This window comes from Saccharopolyspora karakumensis (assembly GCF_004349225.1).
Taxonomy (GTDB): domain Bacteria; phylum Actinomycetota; class Actinomycetes; order Mycobacteriales; family Pseudonocardiaceae; genus Saccharopolyspora; species Saccharopolyspora endophytica.
In genome coordinates this window covers 49,070-71,124 of record NZ_SMLA01000013.1, presented here as the reverse complement: position 1 = coordinate 71,124, position 22,055 = coordinate 49,070, and the positions used below count along the sequence as shown (strand labels likewise).

Below are 22,055 nucleotides of genomic sequence, written 5' to 3'. Positions count from 1 at the left end.
ATGTTATGACGATGACGGCGCAGCGTCCCGCCGACGAAGTGAGGCAGGTGCGCCCACCGGGCAAGGGCGGTAGTCGGAGGAGGAAACCGTCCGGTAGAGCCGCGGGGACCGCGAGGCTCGCTGGTGTGCTGGTCTCACCGACATTGCTGGTGCTGGGACTGGTCGTGGTGTACCCGCTCCTGTCGGCGTTGCGGCAGTCCTTCTACACCGAAGGCGAGAACGTCGACGCGGAAGGGTTCGTCATCGAAGGTGACCAGTTCGCCGGGCTGGCCAACTACGCCGACGCGATCGTGGGCGCAGGTGCGGGCCGCTTCTGGAACGCGATGTTCAACACGACGTTCTTCACCGTCACCACGGTGACCCTGGAAGCGGTGCTGGGCATGGCGATGGCGCTGATCATGCACCGCGCGTTCCGCGGGCGGGGCCTGGTCCGGGCGAGCGTGCTGGTGCCGTGGGCGATCCCGACCGCGGTCTCCGGTCTGCTGTGGCGGTGGATCTTCGCCCCGGACGGCGTTGCCAACACCATGCTCGGACAACAGGTTCTGTGGAGCGCGGACGGTCCCCAAGCGCAGCTCGCGGTCATCATCGCCGAGGTGTGGAAGACGGCCCCGTTCGTCGGGCTGCTGACCCTCGCGGGCCTGCAGATCATCCCGAACGAGGTCTACGAGGCGGCCAAGGTCGACGGCGCCACCGCGTGGCGGCGGTTCTGGAACATCACTCTGCCGCTGGTAAAGCCCGCGCTGCTGGTGGCGGTGCTGTTCCGGATGCTGGATTCGCTGCGCATGTTCGACCTGCCGTTCGTGCTGGTCGGGCAGCAGAAGCACTCGGTGGAAACGTTGTCCATGCTGGCCTGGCAAGAGGCCACGAACGTCCACTACGGCCCTGCGGCGGCGTACGCCACGATCATGTTCGGCTACGTGGCCCTCGTCGCCTTCGCCTTCGTCAAGCTGCTCGGGGCGGACGTCATCGGCGACACCCGCAACCGGCGTCGCGAGGGGCGGAAAGCCCGTTCCAAGGCAGGAAAGGGGGTCACGGCATGACCACCCACGCATCCGCACGCGGGGATCAGCGAGAAGCCGTTTGGAAGCGCTGGCTGCCCCACCTCGGCATCGTCGGCATCGTCGCGTTCTGCCTGGCGCCGTTCTACTGGATGGTGATCACCGCCTTCCGGCGCCCGTCGGACCAGTACGACACCTTCCCCGTTCCGCGCATCTGGTCGGTGGACAACTTCCTCGCCGTCTTCGCACCGGATACGGGGTTCGGCCGAGCCTTGGCCAACAGCCTCCTCGTGGCGGGGGTGACCACCGTGCTGACTCTGATCGTGGGGATCTCCACGGCCTATGCCTTGGCGCGGCTGGACTTCCGGGGCAAGAACCTCGTGCTGGCGCTGATCATCGCCTGCAGCATGTTCCCCGGGATCTCACTGGTGGTGCCGCTGCTGAAGCTGTTCACCAGCATCGGCTGGATCAACACCTACCAGGCCATGATCACGCCCAGCCTGTCGTTCGCGCTGCCGCTGGCGGTGTGGAACCTGACGACGTTCTTCCGGCAGATGCCGGTCGAACTCGAACAGGCGGCCATGATCGACGGGTGCACGCCGGGCCAGGCGTTCCGGAAGGTGATCTTGCCGCTGGCGGCCCCGGGCGTGTTCACCACGGCGATCTTGACCTTCATCATGGCGTGGAACGAGTTCATCATCGCGTTGTCGATGGTCAACGAGAAGGAGATGCAGACGGTCACCGTCGCGATCTCCAAGTTCACCGGCTCGCAGGGGTTCGAGCAGCCCTTCGGCACGCAGATGGCTGCCGGTGTCGTCGTCACCGTCCCGCTCGTGATCGCCGTGCTGATCTTCCAGCGCCGCATCGTCGCCGGTCTCACCGCCGGTGGCGTCAAGTAACCCGCACATCACCGAGGAGAGGCCTCACCGATGCACGACAAGCACTTGATCGATCCGCACCAGGAACCCGCCCCGTGGTGGCGCGATGCGGTGATCTACCAGGTCTACATCCGCAGCTTCGCCGACGGGAACGGCGATGGCATGGGCGACATCGACGGAATCCGGTCGAAACTGCCCTATCTGCGCGACCTCGGCGTTGACGCCATCTGGATCAACCCCTGGTACCCGTCACCGCAGGCCGACGCCGGCTACGACGTGGCCGACTTCCGCGACATCGAACCCCGATTCGGCACCCTCGACGACGCTGACGAGCTCATCGCCGAGGCGCACGAGCACGGCATCCGCGTCATCCCCGACCTCGTGCCCAACCACACCTCCGACCAGCACGAGTGGTTCCAGGCAGCGCTGGCCGCCGGGCCCGGCAGCCTCGAACGCGCGCGCTACATCTTCCGACCGGGTCGCGGTCCGGACGGGTCGGAGCCGCCGAACAACTGGAACTCCTGCTTCGGTGGCCCCGCCTGGACGCGGGTGAGCGAACCCGACGGCAGCCCAGGGGAGTGGTACCTGCACCTGTTCGCCCCGGAGCAGCCCGACCTGAACTGGGCGCACGGCGAGGTTCGGGAGGAGTTCGAAGCGATCCTGCGGTTCTGGTTCGACCGCGGCATCGACGGCTTCCGGATCGATGTCGCCCACGGCCTGATCAAGGACACCGATCTGCCCGACGTCGTCGCACCGCAGGGATCCGGGTACGTCTACCCCGAGGGCGAGCATCCGCACTGGGACCGCGACGAGGTGCACGAGATCTACCGGGGCTGGCGGAGCATCGCCGACGAGTACCCCGGCCACCGGAAGTTCGTGGCAGAAGCCTGGGCCGACAGCCCGCAACGGCTGGCCAACTACGTTCGCGCCGAGGGCCTGCACACCGCGTTCAACTTCGACTTCCTGCAGGCGACCTGGAACGCCGAGCGGCTGCGCGAGGTCATCGACACCACCACCTCGAGCCTGAACGCGGTGGGTGCCCCGGCGACCTGGGTGCTGTCCAACCACGACGTCCCCCGCCACGTGACCCGGTACGGACGCCCGCCTGTCGACTGGGTTCCTGGCCAGCACTACCGCGCGGACGGTGGGACGGACCTGGAGCTGGGTACTCGTCGGGCTCGCGCCGCGGCGCTGCTCATGCTGTCGCTGCCCGGTGGCGCCTACATCTACCAGGGCGAAGAGCTGGGCCTGCCCGAGGTCGAAGACCTCCCGGAGGAGCTGCTCCAGGACCCGGTGTGGGAGCGGTCCGGGCACACCGAGCGCGGCCGAGACGGTTGCCGAGTGCCGATTCCGTGGTCCGGGGAGAAGCCGCCGTTCGGCTTCAGCCCGGCCAGCGCCACGGCTGATTCGTGGCTGCCGCAGCCGGATTCGTGGAAGGACCTCACGGCTGACGTGCAGACTGGCGAGCCCGGCTCGATGCTCGAGCTCTACCGCGCCGCCCTGCGCATCCGTCGCGAGCACCCCGCGCTCGGCGAGGGAGACCTGGCTTGGAACGACGCCGGTGACGGAGTCCTGTCGTTCACCCGCACCCCCGGTTTCGCCTGCGTGGTCAACCTCTCCGAGAAGGCCCAGCGCCTGCCCGAGCACGACCACGTGCTGCTGGCCAGCGGCGAACTGGACGACGAGCTGCTCCCGCCCGACACCGCCGTCTGGCTGTCCCTGTGAACGCCGCGGTCGAGGAAAGAGGTATCTGATGGCGACCATCAGCTATGACAAGGCGACCCGGCAGTACCCGGGCGCGGACCGGCCCGCGGTGGACGATCTGGCCCTTGACATCGCCGACGGGGAGTTCCTCGTCCTGGTCGGACCGTCCGGATGCGGGAAGTCGACCAGCCTGCGGATGCTGGCGGGACTCGAGGACGTGGACTCCGGCGCGATCCACATCGGCGACCGCGAGGTCACCCACCTCTCGCCGAAGGACCGGGACATCGCGATGGTGTTCCAGAACTACGCCTTGTACCCGCACATGACCGTGGCGCAGAACATGGGCTTCGCCCTGAAGATCGCCGGATCAGCGAAGGACGAGATCAACCGCCGGGTCGCCGAGGCCGCGAAGCTGCTCGACCTGGAGCCGTACCTGGATCGCAAGCCCAAAGCCCTCTCGGGTGGGCAGCGGCAGCGGGTGGCGATGGGCCGAGCCATCGTGCGCGAACCCCAGGTGTTCCTCATGGACGAGCCGCTGTCCAACTTGGACGCCAAGCTGCGCGTGTCGACGCGTTCGCAGATCGCCGCCCTGCAGCGCAGGCTCGGCGTCACGACGGTCTACGTCACCCACGACCAAGTCGAAGCCATGACGATGGGTGACCGGGTCGCGGTGCTCAACAACGGCGTGCTCCAGCAGTGCGCCTCCCCGCGGGCTCTCTACGAGCGGCCCGCGAACGTCTTCGTCGCCGGCTTCATCGGCTCGCCCGCGATGAACCTCGCCACCTGCGACCTGGTCGACGGTGGGACGCGGCTGGGCGGACTGTTCCTCCCGCTGCCGCGAAACACCACAGGAGCAGCCAGCGCCGACGGTTCGTCCACGGTGACGATCGGTTTTCGGCCGGAAGACCTCGACGTCGTCGGCCCGGGCGCGGAGGGGCTGGCGGGCACGGTCACGCTCGTCGAGGAACTCGGCTCCGACGCCTACGCCTACTGCAGGCTCACCGAAGGCGGCCGCACCCACGGCGAGGTGGACGTCATCGCCCGCGTTGATCCGCGCGCCGGCGTCACCCAGGGCGAGCAGATCCACCTGCGCCCACGTGCAGATGCGCTCCACGCGTTCTCCGCCACCACCGGGGAACGTCTTCCCACCTGACCAATTCGACCCCGGTGCGGGCGGACATGCCGCCCGCACCGGGGTCCACCACGGTTCCATTCGGCAGCAGGGCGATGGTGCCGCTGTCGCGATCGAGGCCGACATCACCGCCGAAGGCCAGGTCGTTAAAGTGGTCATGCTCGCCGGTGGCGCCAAGCGGCTCCTGCTCGCTGCTGGGACTGTGCTGGCCCTGTGTCCGTCGTGACGCCGGCCTCGCCGCGGTGTGATACGGCGACTGCCTGGTGCCGACGATGATTGCGGTTGCTTGACCTGGGGCAGAGGCTCGCATTCGAACTGATGGCGCCATGCCAGCCGATCCGAACCGGTTCAGTGCGAGCGTCATACACCGGGTGTGAGTGCTGATCTTCCACCATCGTGTGGCACTCGATCCGGCATTGCTATTCGCCCGGAGCGCTGCTCTCCTGCGCACCTTGGATCGTCGATCTAGTTTTTAACGCATGAGAAGCAAGATCGTGTGTATGTGCGTGGGGTTTGTGGTCGTAGCCGTGTCTCTGGTCAGCTGCGCGAATCGACCTGTAGCCGAAACCGGGCATGCACAGTTCAGTGCACATGACAATGTCGCCCAAGATGCGGCAGGTACAGAGATGGCGCCACGCCTCGCGGGTATGCCGGCCGACGAGGATCCCGCCAACATCTATTCGGCAACGACACGGCCCGAGCGGCTTAGCGAGCCGATGCGCGCCGCCCGCGAACTCGTCTACGTACCCAACAGCGAAGACGACACCGTCTCGGTGATCGATCCCAAGACCTTCGCTGTCATCGATACGTTCCCGGCCGGGGACGAGCCGCAGCACGTGGTGCCCTCCTACGATATGCGCTCGCTGTACGCGGTCGCGGACAAGGTGCCCGGAGGCTCGCTCACCCCGATCGACCTGCGGACCGGCAAACCCGGCCAGCCCATCCCGGTGCAGGACCCCTACAACCTCTACTTCACCCCGGACGGCACATCCGCCATCGTTGTCGCCGAGGCCTACAAGCGCCTGGACTTCTACGACCCGCACACCTGGCAGCGGCAGAGCAGCCTGGACACCCCCGGCTGCGACGGGGTCAACCACATGGACTTCACCGCCGACGGCAAACGCGCCCTGGTGGCCTGCGAGTTCGCCAACAAAGCCATCGTGCTCGACGTCGAGAATCGGCAAATCATCAAGGACTTCTACCTGCCCCAAAGCCACCACGGCATGCCGCAGGACACCCGTCTTTCCCCCGACGGCAAGACCTTCTACATGGCCGACATGAAGGCCGGGGGTTTCTACACGTTCAGCGGCGACGCCATGGAACAACTCGGCTTCGTCCCCACCGGCAGCGGCACGCACGGAATCTACTTCTCCCGCGACACGACGCGAATGTTCGTGACCAATCGCGGCGAGGGCAGCGTCAGCGTGCTCGACGCCAACACCCAGCAGCCCATCACCAAGTGGCACATCCCGGGCGGCGGCAGCCCGGACATGGGTGCACTGTCACCCGACGGACGGCAACTGTGGCTGTCCGGGCGCTACCACGCCGAGGTCTACGTTTTCGACACCACCGACGGCAGGCTGCTCACCCGCATACCGGTCGGCAACGGCCCACACGGGCTGACCTACCTCCCCCAACCCGGCCGCTACTCGCTCGGCCACACCAGCAACATCCGATAACCAACGGCACCGGCCGAATCGGTTCCCACACGGCACGCTGGGCGAATTTCCCGTGGCACCCCGTGCCCTGGGTCGGATGCCGATACCGGCTCCTTGGAAACCGCCGTCGGTCAGGGTGGGGAAACCGAGCTGGGAGGCGGCCCAGTAGAGGGCTCCCGGGACGTGGCCGGTGGCGGCGGTGATGTCGTGTATGCAGCCGGGTTCCACCGGTGCCGACCACAGCGGGAATCCGGTGTGGTCGGTCAGGACGAGGACGTTGCCGCCCTGGCGGTGGTGTTTTCCGGAATACCAGCGGTCGATCTCCCGACCGTGTTTGTTCAGGGTCTTCTCGCTGAGCCGGTCTGAGGCGAACAGCTTGCCGTCCAGGATCACGTAAGGATCACCGGCGGCCGCGGCGTCCCGCAGCGTGTCGTGCAGGTCGGGAGCCTGCCGGGCCAACACATCGATGACTTCGTCGACATAGCGGTATCCGGTCGCCCGCGAGATCTCGTTATCGCGGGCCAACGCGGCGATGGCAGTGCGATCCCGGAACCACCGCAACCCCAAAACCGCCTGCTTGAACGGCCTCAACGCCCGCCGCCCACGCCTGGTCCCACGACGCCGGCGCTCCTCGATCAATAAGCCACAGAGGTAACGGGCAAGTTCGTCAGCAACATCAAGCGTGGCACGATAGGCGATCACGTGGGGTCCTGGCTCTAACAGAAGGCGATCTTGTGATGATACCTCTTCTACCAGGACTCCACGCCCAATTCCGCCTCAGCGCCTCAGCCTCATCCCACTGAGATCACCTCAATGAAAACCAAGCTTCTGTGGAATAACGCCCCTGGTCAGAAAGTGTGCTCCCCGCGCAGGCGGGGATGATCCTCTCCCCGAACATGCACTGGTCGTCCGACATCCACTACCGACATCTGGCTCAGCAACCTCCCGCGCGTAGCCAGAAAACTCGTCCCGATGAGCAGAAGACCATTTTCTGGAGCGCGAGCCGAGGTTTGCACGGACCGGCACTGGTGCTGATCACGAACGCTGCGCATCCGGCGAGCGGCTACGATTGGGCGACCAATGTGGACCGTCAGGTGAAGAGCGCCGAGCTGTTGACCTACGGCGATCACTTCGGAGACACGTTGGCGGGGCAGTGGTTTTGAAGCGCGAGCTGGGAGTGCGCTGTAGGGCCCAGCTCAGGAGGTCGTCCCGCGTGTTACCACGGGCGGTCTCCTGTGTCCGAACGACCCGTGTTGGGCGATCGATGATCGCTGGTGCGGCCGTCGATCATCACCGCATGTAGTTCAACACGAGGGTCAGTGCTACGGACAGCACCACCGAAATGAGGACCATGGTCAGACAGCCGACCGCACCACCAACCGGCTTGATCTCCACATGGCGAAATCGCATTCTCGCCTCCGATGTAGTGCCGAGGCGGTGCGGTCGGCTGTCCGAACTCACGCGCCAGGCCCGTAGAGGGGTGTCCCGCGGGGTTCTGCTTTGGTTGTCGAGTTGCACATCTCGGTTGGATGGGCGTCTAGGCGAAGCCGATGGCCACCGACTGGACGTGAGGTGGCTGGATGTGGTGATCGGTCGGTCTGGCCTTTGGTGATGTAGCTCAGGATGCGGACATCGGGTCCAGATGGTCGAGTTTGAGGCCGCGGCAGGTCTTGGCGCTGCGCTGGGGCATTTTGCCGGTGGGTTCGCCGGGCTCGGGTGTCTGGCGTGGGGCTTTTCGTGTGGTGCTGGGTGGGTAAGGAGAGCTCGGCTCTTTCTGAGTGAGGTAATCCAGCCGGGTGGCCGTGTTCATGGGGTGAGCGCGGCCGTTTCTGTCGCGTCAGGGGTGAGCTTCTGCGCTTGGTGACTTCTTCGGTGACGCCGTTGTCGGCGATCTCGGAGATCGGCGCCGCCGAGTCCTTGTTCGCAACCGCAGTTTCGCCGCATTTTTCGATGGCGATGGCCCCCTGGGCTTGGTGGTGGCTGTCAGTCTTGCCAGGAGTCTTCTCGCGTTGCCGCGAGCACGGCTGCCAGCAATCCGGGGAAGCGCTGTTCCAGTTCGGTGTCGCGGAGTTCGCTGTAGCGGGCTGTGCCTTGCTCGTACTGGGCGATGATGCCGTTCTCGCGCAGCACCTTGAAGTGGTGCGTGGAGGTCGACTTGGACACCGTGAGGCCGAAGGAGCTGCAGTTCATGGGGAGCTCGGATCGGGCGAGTGAACGGACGATGCCGAGGCGGATCGGCTCACCGAGCGCGCGCAGCACCTGGTCGACCCGGATCTCGCTCAGGTCGGGCTGCGGGAGCGCCTTGCCGTGCTCCGGGTGTCGGGGGCGGTCGGTGAGCATGCGCACATTGTACGACAGGCGTCGTACATGTCCGCTTCTCCTTAGTACGATGAATGTCGTACTAAGGCTGCGGCTGGTAGCCGCAGCAGCCCCTAGCAGGAGGTTCGCACGACAATGGACACCCTCAGCTCGGACAGCGGTGCAGCGGAGGACGCCCTGTTCGCGCCGTTGACGGTCGGTGGCGTCACGCTGGCGAACCGCACAGCGCTGGCCCCGATGACGAGGGTCAGCGCCACCGCCGAGGGCTTGGTGACCGACCGGAACGCCAGCTACTACGCCGGATTCGCGCGCGGCGGCTTCGGACTGATCACCACCGAGGGGCTCTACCCGGACACCGAGTACAGCCAGGGGTATGTGAACCAGCCGGGCCTGGCAACGCCCGCGCAGGAGCGGTCCTGGAGCCCGGTCGTCGAGTCCGTGCACGCCGAAGGCGGTGCGATCTTCGCGCAGTTGATGCACGCTGGGGCGCAGTCGCAGGGGAACCGATTCCGCCGCGGTGCGGTCGGCCCATCGACCGTGGCGCCGCGTGGGGAGCAGCTCGCTTTCTACCGAGGTGAGGGCCCCTACCCGACGCCGAAGCCTCTTGATGGCGAGCAGATCGCTGGGATTCGCCGAAGCTTCGCCGCCGCGGCGCGACGCGCGGTCGCCGCCGGGTTCGACGGGGTGGAGTTGCACGGTGCGAACGGGTACCTGCTCGACCAGTTCCTCACCGATTACCTCAACCAGCGCGATGACGAGTACGGCGGCGGCATCGAGAACCGCGTTCGCCTGGCCGCGGAGATTTGCGACGAGGTGCTGCAAGCGGTGGGTGCGGAGATCGCCGTGGGCATCCGCATCTCCCAAGGCAAGGTCAGCGACCTCACCCATCGCTGGCCCGGAGGCGCGAAGGACGCCCAGGTCATCTTCGAGACCCTGGCTGCCACTGGTCTGCACTTCGTGCACACGACCGAGTACAAGGCCACCGCAGCGGCCTTCGAGGAAGGGGGTGCGACTCTGGCGGGGTTGGCCAAGCAGCACGGCGGACTGCCGGTGATCGCCAATGGCGGGCTCGAAGACCCGGAGACGGCGCGGTCGCTGCTCCAGTCCGGCAGCGCGGACGTGATCGCGATCGGCAAAGCCGCGCTCGCTCAACACGATTGGCCGCGTCGCGCACGCGATGGCCATGACATCGCCGGTGAGCCGCACCCCGAGACGCTTCAGCCGCTGGCCGACATCAAGGACTGGGAACTGACGCTCTGACCTGTCGCTGGTCCGGGAGTCGGCGCCGCTGCACAGGCGTGGACTCCCGGGCCGGTCGCCGCAGTACGGCGGGCCGTGCCAGCGGTCTCCGCGGCGAGTGCAGGAGCTCCGCAAGTGCGCGTGGCCGATCAGGGGCTGCTCGTGACGACCATGGGGATCTTGAGCTGCCGGGCGTCAACGGTCGTTGAGGAGGCGTGTCAGGCCGTCGTTGTCGAAGGTCCGGTCCAGGGCGAGGGTGATTCCGCCGAGGACGCCGGCTTGGTCGCCGAGGGTGCTGGTGGTGATGGTGAGCTTGCGGGTGAACAGGGGAGCTGCGCGGTCGTAGACGGCTGCGCGGACGCCGGAGAGCACGTCGTCGTTGAGCTGGGCGAGCAGTCCGCCGAGCACGAGGGTGCGGGGGTTCTGGAACTGGATGAGCAGGGCTGCTGCCTCGCCGAGGTGTGTTGCGGCGCGGCGGATTCGTCGCAGTGTGGTGGGGTCGCCGCTCGCGACGAGTTCGGCCAGTTGTCGTGAGCCGTGCAGCGGGTCCTCCGGGAACGGAATGTCCAGGTCGTTGAGCACGGCGCGGTAGGAGGCGACGGAGCCGAGGCATCCGGTGTGGCCGCAGGCGCAGACGACGTCGCTGTCGTGGGCGATGCGCAGGTGATTGATGTCGCCGGCAGCGCCGTCCGCGCCGCGCAGGACGGTGCCTTCGGCGGTGACCACGCCGGAGCCGATCCCGGCACCGGCCTTGATGAACAGCAGCGGTCCCGGCGCGTCGTGGGCGGCTTCGCCGAGGGCCATGAGGTTGACGTCGTTGTCCACCGTGACCGGCGCCGACAGGGCTTGTTCGAGGTGGGTGGCCACCGGGGTGCCGTCCCAGCCGGACATGGTCGCCGCACGCAGGGTGATGGGGGCCTTGACGGTGCAGCCGTCGGGTGTGATCGGGGCGGGGAGGCCGACGACGACGTGCCGCAGCGGCCGGTCGGAAGCGTGACCGTCGAGCAGGGCTCGGATCCGCGCGGTCAGGTCGCCGAGCGCACGCTCGGGTCCGGCTTCGACGGGGATCGTCGTGACCTCCCTGGCCAGGACCTTCCCGGTGAGGTCGCTGATCGCCAGGTGGGTGGCGGTGCCGTCGACGTCAGCGGCGGCGATCACGCCCGCCTGCGGGCTGATCCGCAGCACGCGCGGAGGCCGTCCGCGCACGGTGTCGCCGCCCTCGTCCTCGGTGACCAGGCCGGAGGTCAACAGGTGGTTGACCTGCTGACCGACGGTCGAGCGGGCGAGACTGGTCCGGCGGGCGATTTCGGCTCTGCTCGTCGCCTCGCCGCTGCGGACGAGTGCCAGCATCTTGCGCAGCGCCACGTCATCTTTATGCACTCCATCAAACTAAATGCGGCATCTTGTGTCGGTCAATGGACTAATTCAGGCTCTCACCCATCGTTCGCCCGGTGCGTTCGATGGTTCGTCGGCTCCGTCGAGTTCAAGGGAGAACTCCGTGTCCAGAGATATCGCCGCGCCGCCGGCACCGCTGATCCCGCCACCGCAGCAGAAGGCCGGTGGTCGGGTGGTGGCCACCATGACGCTGGCGCGGTTGGGATTGATGCTCGGTCTGACCGCGCCTCTGATCGCCGGGCTGGCGTTGAAGGTGCAGACCTTGGTCGGCCCGGGTCAGGTGGTCGTCGTGGTCGGCATCGTGACGACCGCGGGTGCGATCGGTGCGCTGATCTTCGACCCGGTCTTCGGCCGGATCAGCGACCGCACCACCGGGCGCTTCGGCCGCCGCCGCCCGTGGCTGGTGGCCGGTTCGCTGGGCCTGATGCTGGGGCTGCTGGTCATCGCACTGGCGCCGAACGTGTGGGTGCTGGCGTTGGGCTGGTTGTTCGGGCAGATCGCGGGCAACGCCGCGGTGGCCGCGCACACGGCCTCGCTGGCCGACCAGTTGCCGACAGCGCAGCGCGGCAAGGTCGGTGGCCTGATCGGCATCGCGCAGCAGGCGTCCACGGTCGGTTCGGCCTACGCCGGGAAGTTCCTCGGGCAGGACATGCTCTTGCTGTTCCTGGTGCCCGGGGCGATCGGCCTGGTGCTGGTCCTGGCGTTCGTCCTGGTCCTGCCCGATCGGCCGCTGCCGGAGCGCCCGGAACCCGAGGGCGGGCTTCGGACGGTGTTGAAGACGTTCTGGGTGAACCCGCGTCGGCACCCGGACTTCGCGTTCGCGTGGGTGTCGCGGTTCCTGATCGTGCTGTCGGCGTGGATGTTCCTGACCTTCCGGCTGCTGTACCTGCAGCACGAGATGGACATGTCCGCCAAGGAAGCCGCGAGCGTGATGGCCACCGGCGTGCTGATCTACACCGTCGCGGTGATCCTGGCCGGTCAGCTCGCGGGCTGGCTCTCGGACCGGATCTCGCGCCGGAAGGTCTTCATCGGTTGCCTCCGCGGTGATCTTCGGTATCGGTACCTGGACTCTCGCGCACGCCGAATCGGTGGCGGGTTTCTACGCCGCCGAGGTCGTGCTCGGCATCGGATTCGGCGTTTACGTGGCGATCGACCTAGCGCTGGTGCTCGACGTCCTGCCGAACCCCGACGAGGCGGGCAAGGACCTCGGGGTGTTCAACATCGCCATGTCTCTGCCGCAAACGCTCGCTCCCGGGCTGGCGGCCGCGTTGATCTCCGCGGGCGCGGGCCAGAACTACGAGCTGATGTTGACGGTTGCCGCGGTGATCGCGGTGGTCGGCGCGCTGGCCATCGTGCCGGTGCGGTCGGTCCGCTGACGATTTTCGAGAGGAATTCATGACCGGGTACGACGAGGCTGAGTTGCCGAGCATGATCGACAAGGCGATCGGTGTCCTGGACCTCGCGCGCAAGGTGCGCCTGCTGACCGGAGCGGCGATGTTCGCCCTGCCCGCGGAGCCCGCCATCGGGCTGTCCGAGGTGCGGTTGTCCGACGGCCCCACCGGTTTGCGGGGTGCCGAGCTCGCGGGCGGCCGCAAGTCCTGCCTGCTGCCCAACGCCACGCTGCTGGCCCAGCACTGGGACGTCGGCGTGGCCGAGCAGGTGGGCGAACTCCTCGCCGACGAAGCGGCAGCGCACGAGGTGCACGTGGTGCTGGGGCCGACGATCAACCTGCACCGGAGCCCGCTCGGCGGGCGGCTCTTCGAAGCGTTCAGCGAGGACCCGCTGCTCAGCGGTGCACTGGCGACCGGCTACGTGCGCGGCCTGCAGGCCCGGGGCATCGCGACCTCGCCGAAGCACTTCCTGGCCAACGAGTCCGAGACCGAGCGCTTCACCGTCGACTGCGCCATCGACGAGCGGACCGTGCGCGAGGTCTACCTGCTGCCGTTCGAGATGGTCGTGGCCGATGCCCGCCCGTGGTCGGTGATGGCCTCCTACAACCAGGTCAACGGCACACCCGCCTCCGAGCACCGCGAGCTGATCGAGAACGTCCTCAAGGGGGAGTGGGGTTACGACGGACTGGTGATGTCCGACTGGTTCGCCACGACCTCCACCGCGGCCAGCGCCAACGGCGGCCTCGACCTGGTGATGCCCGGGCCCGACGGTCCATGGGGCGAGAAGCTCGTCGCCGCCGTTGAAGCCGGGGACGTCGCTGAAGAGACGATCGACGAGCACCTCCGGCGCCTGCTGCGCTTCGCCGCCCGCGTCGGCTGCTTCCCGGGCGAACCCGCGTCGAAGACCACGAGCGCGAGCCCGGACAGCCCGCAGACCCGAGAACGCCTGCGCCACCTGGCGGCGGGCGGGATGACGGTCCTGGTCAACCGGGACAACACCCTCCCGCTGGCCACCTCGGGCGGTCGGGTCGCGGTGATCGGGCGGCACGCGTTCGACACCGTCGCGCAGGGCGGCGGGTCCGCGCAGATCCGCCCGCCGCACGTGGTCAGCATCGCCGACGGGCTCACCGGTGCCCTGGGCACTGAGCGGGTGTCCGCTGTGGACGGCGTCGAGGTGCGGACCCGTCCCCTCGCGGCCGAACCCGGTGCCGTGCGCGACCCGCACACGGGGGAGAGCGGCATGCGCGTGACGGCCTGGGACGCCGCCGGTGCGGTGCTGGAGTCCCGGCACGTCGACGGCACCGAGATCGAGGCCGTCGAAGACGGCTGGCTCGGCTCCGCCGCGAGCATCGAGCTGTCCGCCGAACTCGTCCTCGACGAGCCCGCGCGCACGCGCATCGGCGTGCGCGGCCCCGGGCGGTGGGAACTCACCGCACCCGGCCTGCGCGAGGAGCTGGAGCTGCACCGGGCACCCGGGCCCGGTGGCGGGCTGCACCGCCCACCTGCGCGCGGTTTCGACGTCGAGCAGTCATCGGGTGCGCGGATCAGCGCTGTCACGCGAGCGGATTCGGGCATGCGGATCATCGGCCTGGTCGCCGCCCCGGCCCCGCCCACCGACGACGAGGCGATCCAGGCTGCCACCGCCGCGGCACGCGAGTCCGAGGTGGCGGTGGTCGTCGTCGGCTACACCCAGGAACAGGAGACCGAGGGCGTCGACAAGACCACGCTCGCGCTGCCGGGACGCCAGGACGAACTGGTGCTCGCCGTGGTAGCAGTGGCCGAGCGCACCGTGGTCGTGGTCAACGCGGCGACACCGGCGCTCATGCCGTGGATCGACGAGGTCGACGCCGTGCTGTGGGCCGGGCTACCGGGCCAGGAGGCGGGCGATGCCGTGGCCGCCGCACTGCTCGGCGAGGTCGAACCGGCAGGCCGCCTGGTCACCACGTTCCCCGCCGCGGATCGTGACGGCCCGGGCTGGAACACCACGCCCACCGACGGCGTGCTGACCTACGCCGAAGGAGGCGCGGTCGGCTACCGGGGCTGGCGCGGCCGGGACCCGCTGTTCTGGTTCGGCCACGGACTGGGCTACGGCACCTGGCGCTACGAGACCGTCGAACCCGTGGCCGAACACGGCATTGCGACCAACGCGCGGGTCCAGGTCACCAACACCGGCGACCGCACCTCCCGCGAGATCGTCCAGGTCTACGCCCGTCCCGCCGATCCCGACGAACCGATCCGACTCGTCGGCTGGGCTGGAGCCATTGTCGAGCCCGGACGGACCGCGACCGTCGCCGTGCCCTGCGACCAGCGAACTCAACGCCGATGGGATCCCGACACGCGGGCCTGGAGCCCGCTGCCGAACACCGAGCTGCTGATCGCCCGGGGACTCGGTGACGTCCGCCTGACCCTGCCGCTCAGCGAGGAGAACTGATGCCGAATCCGCCGTTGACGCCCCAAGTTCAGGCCGCGCTCGCCGAACCGGTCCACGCCGTGATCGCCACGGTCCGACCCGACGGCCAGCCGGTCACCGTCCCGACCTGGTACCTCGTCGAGGACGACCGGCACCTGCTGCTGAGCATCGACGCCACCAACGCCCGAGGCGATCGGTTGGCCCACCTGCGCGCCCACCCGCTCATCTCGATCACCGCGCTGGGCCGCAAGAGCTGGTACGACGCCGTCACCGTCCAGGGCAGAGCGGTCGAGTTCTTCGACGACGCCGACCTCGAACTCGTCGACCGCATGTCCGCGGTGCACACCGGGGACCGCTACCGCATCCGCCGCCCGCGCACCGCCGTGCGAGTCGAGATCACCGAGTGGGACCGTCCGATCCCCAAGAGCAGCGACTAAGGGCGATCTGGGAGCAACGGGGAAGTCCCAGCGCCGGGTCGAACAGTTCGCGTCCGCGTGGGGCGTCGGGGTTTCGCGAGGGGGCGACCTCGAACATGGCCAAGAAGGTCCGGCGCGTCGTCACGGCGCTGCCGGGCCCGCAGTCCTCGGCGATCTGGGGACGGCCTTTTCGGGCTCGTGGCGTGAATCCATCGGGCATCGGAATTCGTACCACTCGTCGCTCGGCGCGAACGCGGGCTTCGATGGGTCTCGAAGCGCCAACAGCGGCGCACCGGTTACCACCCCGCTCCGCCGGCCACTACGGCTTGCCTCGCGCTGAGGTCGAGGATCGGTCGGTCGCTGAGCACCGGAAGCCTGGTTCTCAGCGCGAATCCGAACGTGGATCAACGGGCCGACGACGGTGGGGGCAGCGACCGGCGTCGAAGAACAGCTGGTAGGCGGCGTGGGCTCCTCCTCCCTCTGCTAGTGGTGCGAATTGCTTGTGTCCAGGTTTGTTCGACACAGGTTGCGGCGCCGTGGAGCGGCGCCCCTCCTTTCGTTCTCGATGTCGGTAGCGACAAGGTCGGAACCGCGTGCTCGGCCACTTCGCGCGCACGCCGGATCCGGCCGTCGGTAACCGGTAGACCCAGCTCGGTGGGTGTTCAGGGCGCCTCACGGTCAGTCGACCCGGCAGCTGGGAGTGCGGTGGGCGACTGCTGACGTGGTTGCACGTGCCGCGGCCCGCGCTATCGGTGCCGAGGTCGAGGGCCGCGGAGCAGACGGGGACGTGCTCCGACCGTGAGCGCCATCAGCAGGTAGGTCGCCGTGCGCGGTCCCGCCGTCGCGCGGAGCACTCGCCGGACACACCGGCGCCGCGGTCAGGGGAGAGCTCTCTCGGCAACACGTCCACAGCTTGGCTGAACCGACCGTTGCGCAAAAGCAAACGTTCCTGAGTAAAACCGTGCAAATCCGCTTCCTGATCGAAAACGCGGACCGACCGCATCGCTGGAGAGGTGGATTCGGCCGCAGCTGGAACGAGCTCGGCCGGGGAATTTGCCGAGGTCGCGGGTCGGACAGGGATCGGTTCAGCTGATTCCCTACCATGGGGTAACGCACGAGCCGCTCGTTTCGCAGCGGCCAGGGGTGAGGAGTGGATGATGGGCGAGCCGAGCGATCCGGCGCCCTTGACCAACAAATCGGTGGTCAAGGCTGCGCGGTTGCTTCGGATCCTCGGACGTCACAGCGGTGGGGCGTCGGCGTCGGCGATCGCGGCCGAGGCCGGAATTCCGCAGCCGACCGCGTTCCGCTTGTTGGCGACGCTCGAGCAGGAGGGCCTGGTCGACCGCACCGACAACAACTACCTGCTCGGCTGGGAGATGGCGCGGCTGGGCAGGCTCGCCGACCCCTACGGGGGGCTGGTCTCGCGCGTGCAGCCCGCGCTGGACGAGCTGGCCGCCGAGCTGAGCGAGACCGTGACGCTGGCGGTTCCGAACTCGCGCCACGACTTCGACGTGATCGCGGAGGCCATCGGCCCGCACGTGGTCGGTGCCGCCGTGCGCAACGTCGTGGGCAAGCGCTTCCCGTTGCACGCGAGCTCGACCGGCAAAATCCTGCTGGCGGAGCTTCCGTCCGATCGGGTCCGGGAGCTGCTCCCCGAGAAGCTGGAGGCGTTCACCTCCCGCACGATCGTCGACCGCACGGTCCTGCTGCGGGAGCTGGAGGAAGTGCGCGAACAGGGTTACTCGGTCCTCGACAACGAGCTCGAAGAGGAACTGCTGTCCCTGTCCCGCCCGGTGCGCGATGAGGCGGGCACGCTGGCTGCGGTGCTGACCGTCGACGGCCCGCGCTACCGCTTCGGACGGGACCGGATCCCGGGGGCCCTGCAGAGCATGGAGAAGACCGCCGGGCGGATCACCGAGCTCCTCTGGAGCGAACCGGACGCCTCGACCTGAGCGGTGCCGACGTCGGCGGTGCTGGGCCGGGCGCCGGAGGCGTGCTCGGCCCAGCACTTCCCACGTCAGCGCTCGCTGGCCGGCTCCTCTCCCATTTCAACCGCCGGTGGCGCGCCCTTGAGGGGCTTGTTCGCCGACTCGGCGATCCGCCAGACGGCGAGGCCCCCGATCACACCTGCTGCCACCAGGTAGTAGGCGGGCCACATGAGGTCCCCGCTGACCGCGATCAACGCAGTCATGACCGAGGCCGTGGTGCCGCCGAACAACGAGACCGACACGTTGAACGAGATCGACAGGGCGCCCTGGCGCACCTCGGTGGGGAACAGCGCCGGCAGCGCCGACGTCATCGTGGCGGCGAAGAAGACCACCATGAGCCCCATCAGCAGCAGTCCGGCGAAGGCCGAAGCCGTGGTGCCGACCTGGATCAGCAGCAGCGCCGGGAAGGCCAGCACGACCATCGAGCCCGCACCGGCCAGGAGCACAGGACGGCGGCCCACCCGGTCGGAGAGCCTGCCGATGAACGTGATGACCAGCAGCATCGCCGACATGACCCCGACCTGCAGCAGGTTCGACTCGGTATCGCTGATGTCGCTCTTGAGCTCCACGGACATGTAGGTGGGCATGTAGGAGAAGAACATGTAGCAGGCCACGTTGTAGGTGAGCACCAGCCCGACGCAGGCGACCATCGCCCGCCAGTTCTCGACGAAGATGAAGCGGAACTCCTCCCGCTTCGTCCGCTTCTCGTCCTGGGCGCGTTCCTCGGAGTGCTTGGCGAAGGCCGGGGTCTCGCCGAGCTTGAGCCGCAGGTACAGGCCGATCAGGCCCATCGGGAGCGCGACCAGGAAGGGGATGCGCCAGCCCCAGGAGAGCATGTCCTGCTCGGACAGCGCCGCGGTCAGCAGGGCGACGGTGCCCGCACCCAGGATGAAACCGACGAGCGTGCCGAATTCCAGGAAGCTGCCGAAAAAACCGCGTCGTCTGTCCGGCGTGTACTCCGCGATGAAGGTCATGGCACCGCCGTACTCGCCACCGGTGGAGAAGCCCTGAACCAGGCGGGCCAGCAGCAGCAGAGCGGGTGCGGCAATGCCGATCGTCTCGTAGCTGGGAATGATACCGATGCAGAAGGTCCCGATCGCCATCATGATCATCGTCGCGGCGAGCACCTTCGTGCGCCCCACTCGATCGCCGAGTGGACCGAAGAACATGCCTCCCAGCGGCCGGACGAGGAACGCCACCGCGAAGGTGCCGAACGTGGCCAGCAGTTGTGTCGTCGTGCTGGAACTCGGGAAGAACACCTTCCCGATCGTGGTCGCCAGATAGGCGTAGACGCCGAAGTCGTACCACTCGGTGAGGTTGCCGATCGTGGCGGCCGTGATCGCCCGCTTCACCTGCCGGGGGTCGACTACGTTGACGTCCTCGCGCTGTGCAGGGGTGGACGTTGTCATGCTGTGAAGCCTTTCGTGCTGGTCGAGTTCAGAGCAACGGGACGCAGTTCTCCTCTCCGCGTGGTGCGTTCGTGATCAGACCCGCGAGTCGGCCGCGGGCAGCCGGGAAAGCCGCGACCGTTGTCGCGGTCAGTGGTGGTGAGGCTCAGGACGACCGCTCGAAGAGGTGGCCCATGCGGTCGCGCTTGGTCGTCAAGTAGGCGAGGTTGTGCTCGGTGGCCGGTACCTCGAGGGCGATGCGTTCGGTGACGGTGATGCCGCGTTCGGCGAGAGCGCTGCACTTGTCGGGGTTGTTGGTCATCAGCCGCGCCCAGACGACCCCGAGGTCGGCGAGGATGTGCGCGGCATCGGCGTAGTCGCGCCCGTCCACCGGAAGTCCGAGCTCCACGTTGGCCTCGATCGTGTCCATCCCGCGGAGCTGCTGGAGCTCGTAGGCCTGCAGCTTGGGACCCAACCCGATGCCCCGTCCTTCGTGCTTGCGCAAGTAGACCAGCGCGCCGCGGCCCTCCTCCGCGATCGCGCTCATGGCCATGCGCAGCTGCGCTCCGCAATCGCAGCGCAGTGAACCGGCCAGGTCTCCGGTGAGGCACTCGCTGTGCAGGCGGACCAGCGGTTCCTGCTGGCCGTCGAGCTCGCCCATCGTCAGCACCAGGTGCTCGGTGTCCCCGGAGGCGTAGCTGATCGCCTCGAAGATGCCGAGGTCGGTGGGGATCGTGGCTCGTCCGGTGCGCCTCGGTGCCGCCGGCGCCGGCCGCACCCACTCGATGAGATCGCGGATCGTGATCATCGGAATGCCCTGGCGCGCGGCGAACTTCTCCAGCTCGGGCCGGCGCATCATCGCGCGCCGGTCCGGGGTCACGATTTCGCAGAGCAGGGCAGCGCCGCTCAAGCCCGCCATGCGGCACAGGTCGACCCCTGCCTCGGTGTGGCCCGCTCGTGCCAGCACGCCGCCGCTCTTGGCTCGCAGCGGCATGATGTGCCCGGGGCGGGCCAGATCCTGCGGCAGGGTGCGCGGATCGGCGAGCGCGCGTGTGGTGGCCGCCCGGTCCGCGGCGCTGATGCCTGTGGTCGAGCCGTGCTTGTGGTCGACGCTGACCAGGAAGGCCGTGCCCTGGCACTCGGTGTTGGTGGAGACCATCAGATCGAGATCGAGCGAGGCCGCGCGGTAGTCGTCGATCGCCACGCACAGGAAGCCCGAGGTGTGCTCGAGGAAGAACGCGACCTGGTCGGTGGTGGCGTGCTCGGCGGCCATGATCAGGTCGCCTTCGTTCTCCCGGTCCTCGTCGTCCATGACGAGGACCATGCCGCCACCGGCGAGCGCGTCGAGAGCTTCGGTGATCTTCGAGACTGGCATCGATCTTCTCCTGAAGGGACTGGGCCGTTCAGCGGTCGCCGCCGCTGCGGAGCCTGAGAGCAAGCAAACCGGTTATTCACTAACTGGACTGCTTATTTAAAAAAATGGACGGTGGCAGCGGTCACCTCCCTTGTCAAGGGGGAAGCCGCGCCGGGCTCGTCCGACCGGTCGAACATGGCTTCAACGCGGGAAGTTGACCACAATCGGCCCAATTCGGCCCTTGACGCAGCGTTGTATCCGTCGCCACACTCAGCTCCACTGCATCCAATATGTGAATGAGCTATTCATTTTTGAGCCGCCATGGAGGCGGATCACCGCCAAAGGAGGCGTGATGGGCGACCGTCCGTTCAAGCTGTTCGCTTTCGATGTGCAGGCGCCGGCGCACCTGACCGCCGGTTCGTGGCGCAACGAGGACGACCAGGGGAGCCGCTACACGGAGCTGACCTACTGGACCGACACGGCGAAGCTGCTCGAAGAGGCGTGCTTCGACGGGCTCTTCCTCGCCGACACCGTCGGCTACCACGACGTGTACGCGGGTGGGCCGGAGGCGGCGATGCGGGACGCCGCGCAGTTCCCGATCAACGACCCGGCTCTGCTGGTGTCGGGGATGGCCGCGGTCACCGAGCACCTGGGCTTCGGCGTCACCAGCTCGCTGACCTACGAGCAGCCCTACTCGATGGCGCGCAAGTTCAGCACCCTGGACCACCTCACCGGTGGCCGGGTGGGCTGGAACATCGTCACCTCCTACTCCGAGTCCGCGGCGCGCAACTTCGGCATGGGCAAGCAGATGCCGCACGACCAGCGCTACGACCTGGCCGAGGAGTACATGGAGGTCTGCTACAAGCTGTGGGAGCACTCCTGGCGGGACGATGCGGTGGTGCGCGACCGCGATTCGGCGACCTACATCGAGCCGAGCCGGATCCGGGAGATCAACCACAGCGGGCGGTACTTCCAGGTCCCGGGCTTCCACCTCTGCGAGCCCTCGCCGCAGCGCACGCCGGTGCTGTTCCAGGCCGGAGCCTCCTCGCGCGGGGTGTCCTTCGCGGGGTCGCACGCCGAGGCGGTGTTCATCAACACCATGACCCCCGAGCTCTCCCAGCGCAGCGTGGCGAAGGTGCGCCAGGCGGCTGCGGACGCCGGGCGTGATCCCCGCAGTGTGCAGGTCCTGGCGCTGATCACGGTCGTGGTGGCTCCGACCGACGAGCAGGCGCAGGACAAGTACGAGGCCTACCTGCGGTCGGTGAGCTACGAGGGCGCCCTGGCGCGCTTCGCCGGGTGGACCGGCATCGACCTGTCCGGCTACGACCCCGACATGCCGTTGCGCTACGCCGAGACCGAAGGTGTGCGCTCGATCGTCGAGATGTTCTCCAAGGCCGACCCGGACCGGGCGTGGACCCCGCGTCAGATCGCCGAGTTCCTCGGCATCGGAGGGACCGGCGCAGTCGTCGTCGGCTCCCCGCAAACCGTCGCCCGGGAGCTGCGCCGCTGGCGGGACGTGGCCGACATCGACGGGTTCAACCTCAGCTACACCAGCAAACCGACCAGCTGGCAGGAATTCATCGACCTCGCGCTGCCCGAGCTCCGCCGCCAGGGACTCGCCCAGGACGGTTACGACGGCAGTGCCGCCACGCTTCGGGAGAAGTTCTACGGATCGGGCAGCCGGTTGACGCTGCCCGGCCACCCGGCCACCACCGCGCGTGAAGGCGCCGGCGCGCTCGCGGTGCCGGCCTTCGCCTGACCGCTGCGAATCGACGGAGAAGACGA

The 22,055-nt window shown here is 68.0% G+C and carries 16 protein-coding genes; 12 read left to right on the top strand and 4 right to left on the bottom strand.

Going from position 1 to position 22,055, the window contains the following annotated elements:
* Positions 1–125: 125 nt before the first annotated feature.
* The 6 genes from E1202_RS11885 to E1202_RS11855 all read left to right on the top strand — a co-directional run bounded on the left by E1202_RS11885 (position 126) and on the right by E1202_RS11855 (position 7,533).
* On the top strand, positions 126–1,040 hold the full coding sequence (locus E1202_RS11885; RefSeq protein ID WP_235878087.1) for a carbohydrate ABC transporter permease: 915 nt from the start codon (positions 126–128) through the stop codon (positions 1,038–1,040).
* Positions 1,037–1,897: a carbohydrate ABC transporter permease gene (locus E1202_RS11880; protein ID WP_132682947.1), complete on the top strand. Its 861-nt coding sequence runs from the start codon at positions 1,037–1,039 to the stop codon at positions 1,895–1,897. Before E1202_RS11885 ends, E1202_RS11880 begins: the two co-directional genes overlap by 4 nt.
* Before the next feature lie 30 nt (positions 1,898–1,927).
* Complete coding sequence (locus E1202_RS11875) at positions 1,928–3,601, top strand: glycoside hydrolase family 13 protein (protein ID WP_132682945.1); 1,674 nt, start codon at positions 1,928–1,930, stop codon at positions 3,599–3,601.
* A 28-nt stretch (positions 3,602–3,629) separates the two neighbouring features.
* Positions 3,630–4,733, top strand: a complete 1,104-nt coding sequence (locus tag E1202_RS11870) for an ABC transporter ATP-binding protein (protein ID WP_132682943.1) — start codon at positions 3,630–3,632, stop codon at positions 4,731–4,733.
* A gap of 458 nt (positions 4,734–5,191) precedes the next feature.
* A complete protein-coding gene (locus E1202_RS11865) occupies positions 5,192–6,391 on the top strand; it encodes a YncE family protein (protein WP_235878085.1) in 1,200 nt (399 codons plus the stop codon).
* Positions 6,392–7,266: 875 nt separating this feature from the next.
* A complete protein-coding gene (locus tag E1202_RS11855; RefSeq protein WP_132682940.1) occupies positions 7,267–7,533 on the top strand; it encodes a hypothetical protein in 267 nt (88 codons plus the stop codon).
* A gap of 820 nt (positions 7,534–8,353) precedes the next feature.
* Here the strand turns inward: E1202_RS11855 and E1202_RS11850 are convergent.
* Complete coding sequence (locus E1202_RS11850; protein ID WP_132682938.1) at positions 8,354–8,710, bottom strand: ArsR/SmtB family transcription factor; 357 nt, start codon at positions 8,708–8,710, stop codon at positions 8,354–8,356.
* Positions 8,711–8,824: 114 nt separating this feature from the next.
* Between E1202_RS11850 and E1202_RS11845 the strand changes: the two genes are divergently transcribed.
* Positions 8,825–9,949 carry an oxidoreductase gene (locus E1202_RS11845; protein ID WP_132682937.1) on the top strand — a complete coding sequence of 375 codons (1,125 nt, stop codon included), beginning with the start codon at positions 8,825–8,827 and terminating at the stop codon, positions 9,947–9,949.
* A gap of 174 nt (positions 9,950–10,123) precedes the next feature.
* On the opposite strand, the gene E1202_RS11840 is transcribed toward E1202_RS11845, so the two are convergent.
* A complete protein-coding gene (locus tag E1202_RS11840) occupies positions 10,124–11,308 on the bottom strand; it encodes an ROK family transcriptional regulator (RefSeq protein ID WP_207918579.1) in 1,185 nt (394 codons plus the stop codon).
* Positions 11,309–11,426: 118 nt separating this feature from the next.
* Between E1202_RS11840 and E1202_RS11835 the strand changes: the two genes are divergently transcribed.
* From E1202_RS11835 to E1202_RS11820, 4 genes are all read left to right on the top strand, one after another.
* Positions 11,427–12,722, top strand: a complete 1,296-nt coding sequence (locus E1202_RS11835; RefSeq protein ID WP_207918578.1) for an MFS transporter — start codon at positions 11,427–11,429, stop codon at positions 12,720–12,722.
* Positions 12,719–15,145 (top strand): glycoside hydrolase family 3 protein, encoded by a 2,427-nt coding sequence (locus tag E1202_RS11830; protein ID WP_132682935.1) that lies wholly within the window; start codon positions 12,719–12,721, stop codon positions 15,143–15,145. The genes E1202_RS11835 and E1202_RS11830 overlap by 4 nt, the downstream gene beginning before the upstream one ends.
* Positions 15,145–15,561: a pyridoxamine 5'-phosphate oxidase family protein gene (locus E1202_RS11825; protein ID WP_132682933.1), complete on the top strand. Its 417-nt coding sequence runs from the start codon at positions 15,145–15,147 to the stop codon at positions 15,559–15,561. Before E1202_RS11830 ends, E1202_RS11825 begins: the two co-directional genes overlap by 1 nt.
* 1,136 nt (positions 15,562–16,697) lie before the next feature.
* Entirely contained in the window at positions 16,698–17,492 is a 795-nt protein-coding gene (locus tag E1202_RS11820) for an IclR family transcriptional regulator (protein ID WP_132682931.1), read from the top strand.
* Positions 17,493–17,557: 65 nt separating this feature from the next.
* Here the strand turns inward: E1202_RS11820 and E1202_RS11815 are convergent, their stop codons facing one another.
* Together E1202_RS11815 and ribB are read right to left on the bottom strand one after the other, a co-directional pair.
* Positions 17,558–18,937 (bottom strand): MFS transporter, encoded by a 1,380-nt coding sequence (locus E1202_RS11815; RefSeq protein ID WP_132682929.1) that lies wholly within the window; start codon positions 18,935–18,937, stop codon positions 17,558–17,560.
* A gap of 145 nt (positions 18,938–19,082) precedes the next feature.
* Positions 19,083–20,291 carry a 3,4-dihydroxy-2-butanone-4-phosphate synthase gene (gene ribB / locus E1202_RS11810; RefSeq protein WP_132682928.1) on the bottom strand — a complete coding sequence of 403 codons (1,209 nt, stop codon included), beginning with the start codon at positions 20,289–20,291 and terminating at the stop codon, positions 19,083–19,085.
* 331 nt (positions 20,292–20,622) lie between these two features.
* Between ribB and E1202_RS11805 the strand changes: the two genes are divergently transcribed.
* Complete coding sequence (locus E1202_RS11805; RefSeq protein WP_132682926.1) at positions 20,623–22,029, top strand: LLM class flavin-dependent oxidoreductase; 1,407 nt, start codon at positions 20,623–20,625, stop codon at positions 22,027–22,029.
* Positions 22,030–22,055 lie beyond the last annotated feature (26 nt).

Bases quoted from the DNA above. Each gene is read 5' to 3' on its own strand.
- E1202_RS11805 (WP_132682926.1), top strand. From the start codon at position 20,623: ATGGGCGACCGTCCGTTCAAGCTGTTCGCTTTCGATGTGCAGGCGCCG.
- E1202_RS11855 (WP_132682940.1), top strand. From the start codon at position 7,267: ATGCACTGGTCGTCCGACATCCACTACCGACATCTGGCTCAGCAACCT.
- ribB (WP_132682928.1), bottom strand. From the start codon at position 20,291: ATGCCAGTCTCGAAGATCACCGAAGCTCTCGACGCGCTCGCCGGTGGC.
- E1202_RS11830 (WP_132682935.1), top strand. From the start codon at position 12,719: ATGACCGGGTACGACGAGGCTGAGTTGCCGAGCATGATCGACAAGGCG.
- E1202_RS11880 (WP_132682947.1), top strand. From the start codon at position 1,037: ATGACCACCCACGCATCCGCACGCGGGGATCAGCGAGAAGCCGTTTGG.
- E1202_RS11820 (WP_132682931.1), top strand. From the start codon at position 16,698: ATGGGCGAGCCGAGCGATCCGGCGCCCTTGACCAACAAATCGGTGGTC.
- E1202_RS11845 (WP_132682937.1), top strand. From the start codon at position 8,825: ATGGACACCCTCAGCTCGGACAGCGGTGCAGCGGAGGACGCCCTGTTC.
- E1202_RS11870 (WP_132682943.1), top strand. From the start codon at position 3,630: ATGGCGACCATCAGCTATGACAAGGCGACCCGGCAGTACCCGGGCGCG.
- E1202_RS11815 (WP_132682929.1), bottom strand. From the start codon at position 18,937: ATGACAACGTCCACCCCTGCACAGCGCGAGGACGTCAACGTAGTCGAC.
- E1202_RS11850 (WP_132682938.1), bottom strand. From the start codon at position 8,710: ATGCTCACCGACCGCCCCCGACACCCGGAGCACGGCAAGGCGCTCCCG.
- E1202_RS11875 (WP_132682945.1), top strand. From the start codon at position 1,928: ATGCACGACAAGCACTTGATCGATCCGCACCAGGAACCCGCCCCGTGG.
- E1202_RS11865 (WP_235878085.1), top strand. From the start codon at position 5,192: ATGAGAAGCAAGATCGTGTGTATGTGCGTGGGGTTTGTGGTCGTAGCC.
- E1202_RS11825 (WP_132682933.1), top strand. From the start codon at position 15,145: ATGCCGAATCCGCCGTTGACGCCCCAAGTTCAGGCCGCGCTCGCCGAA.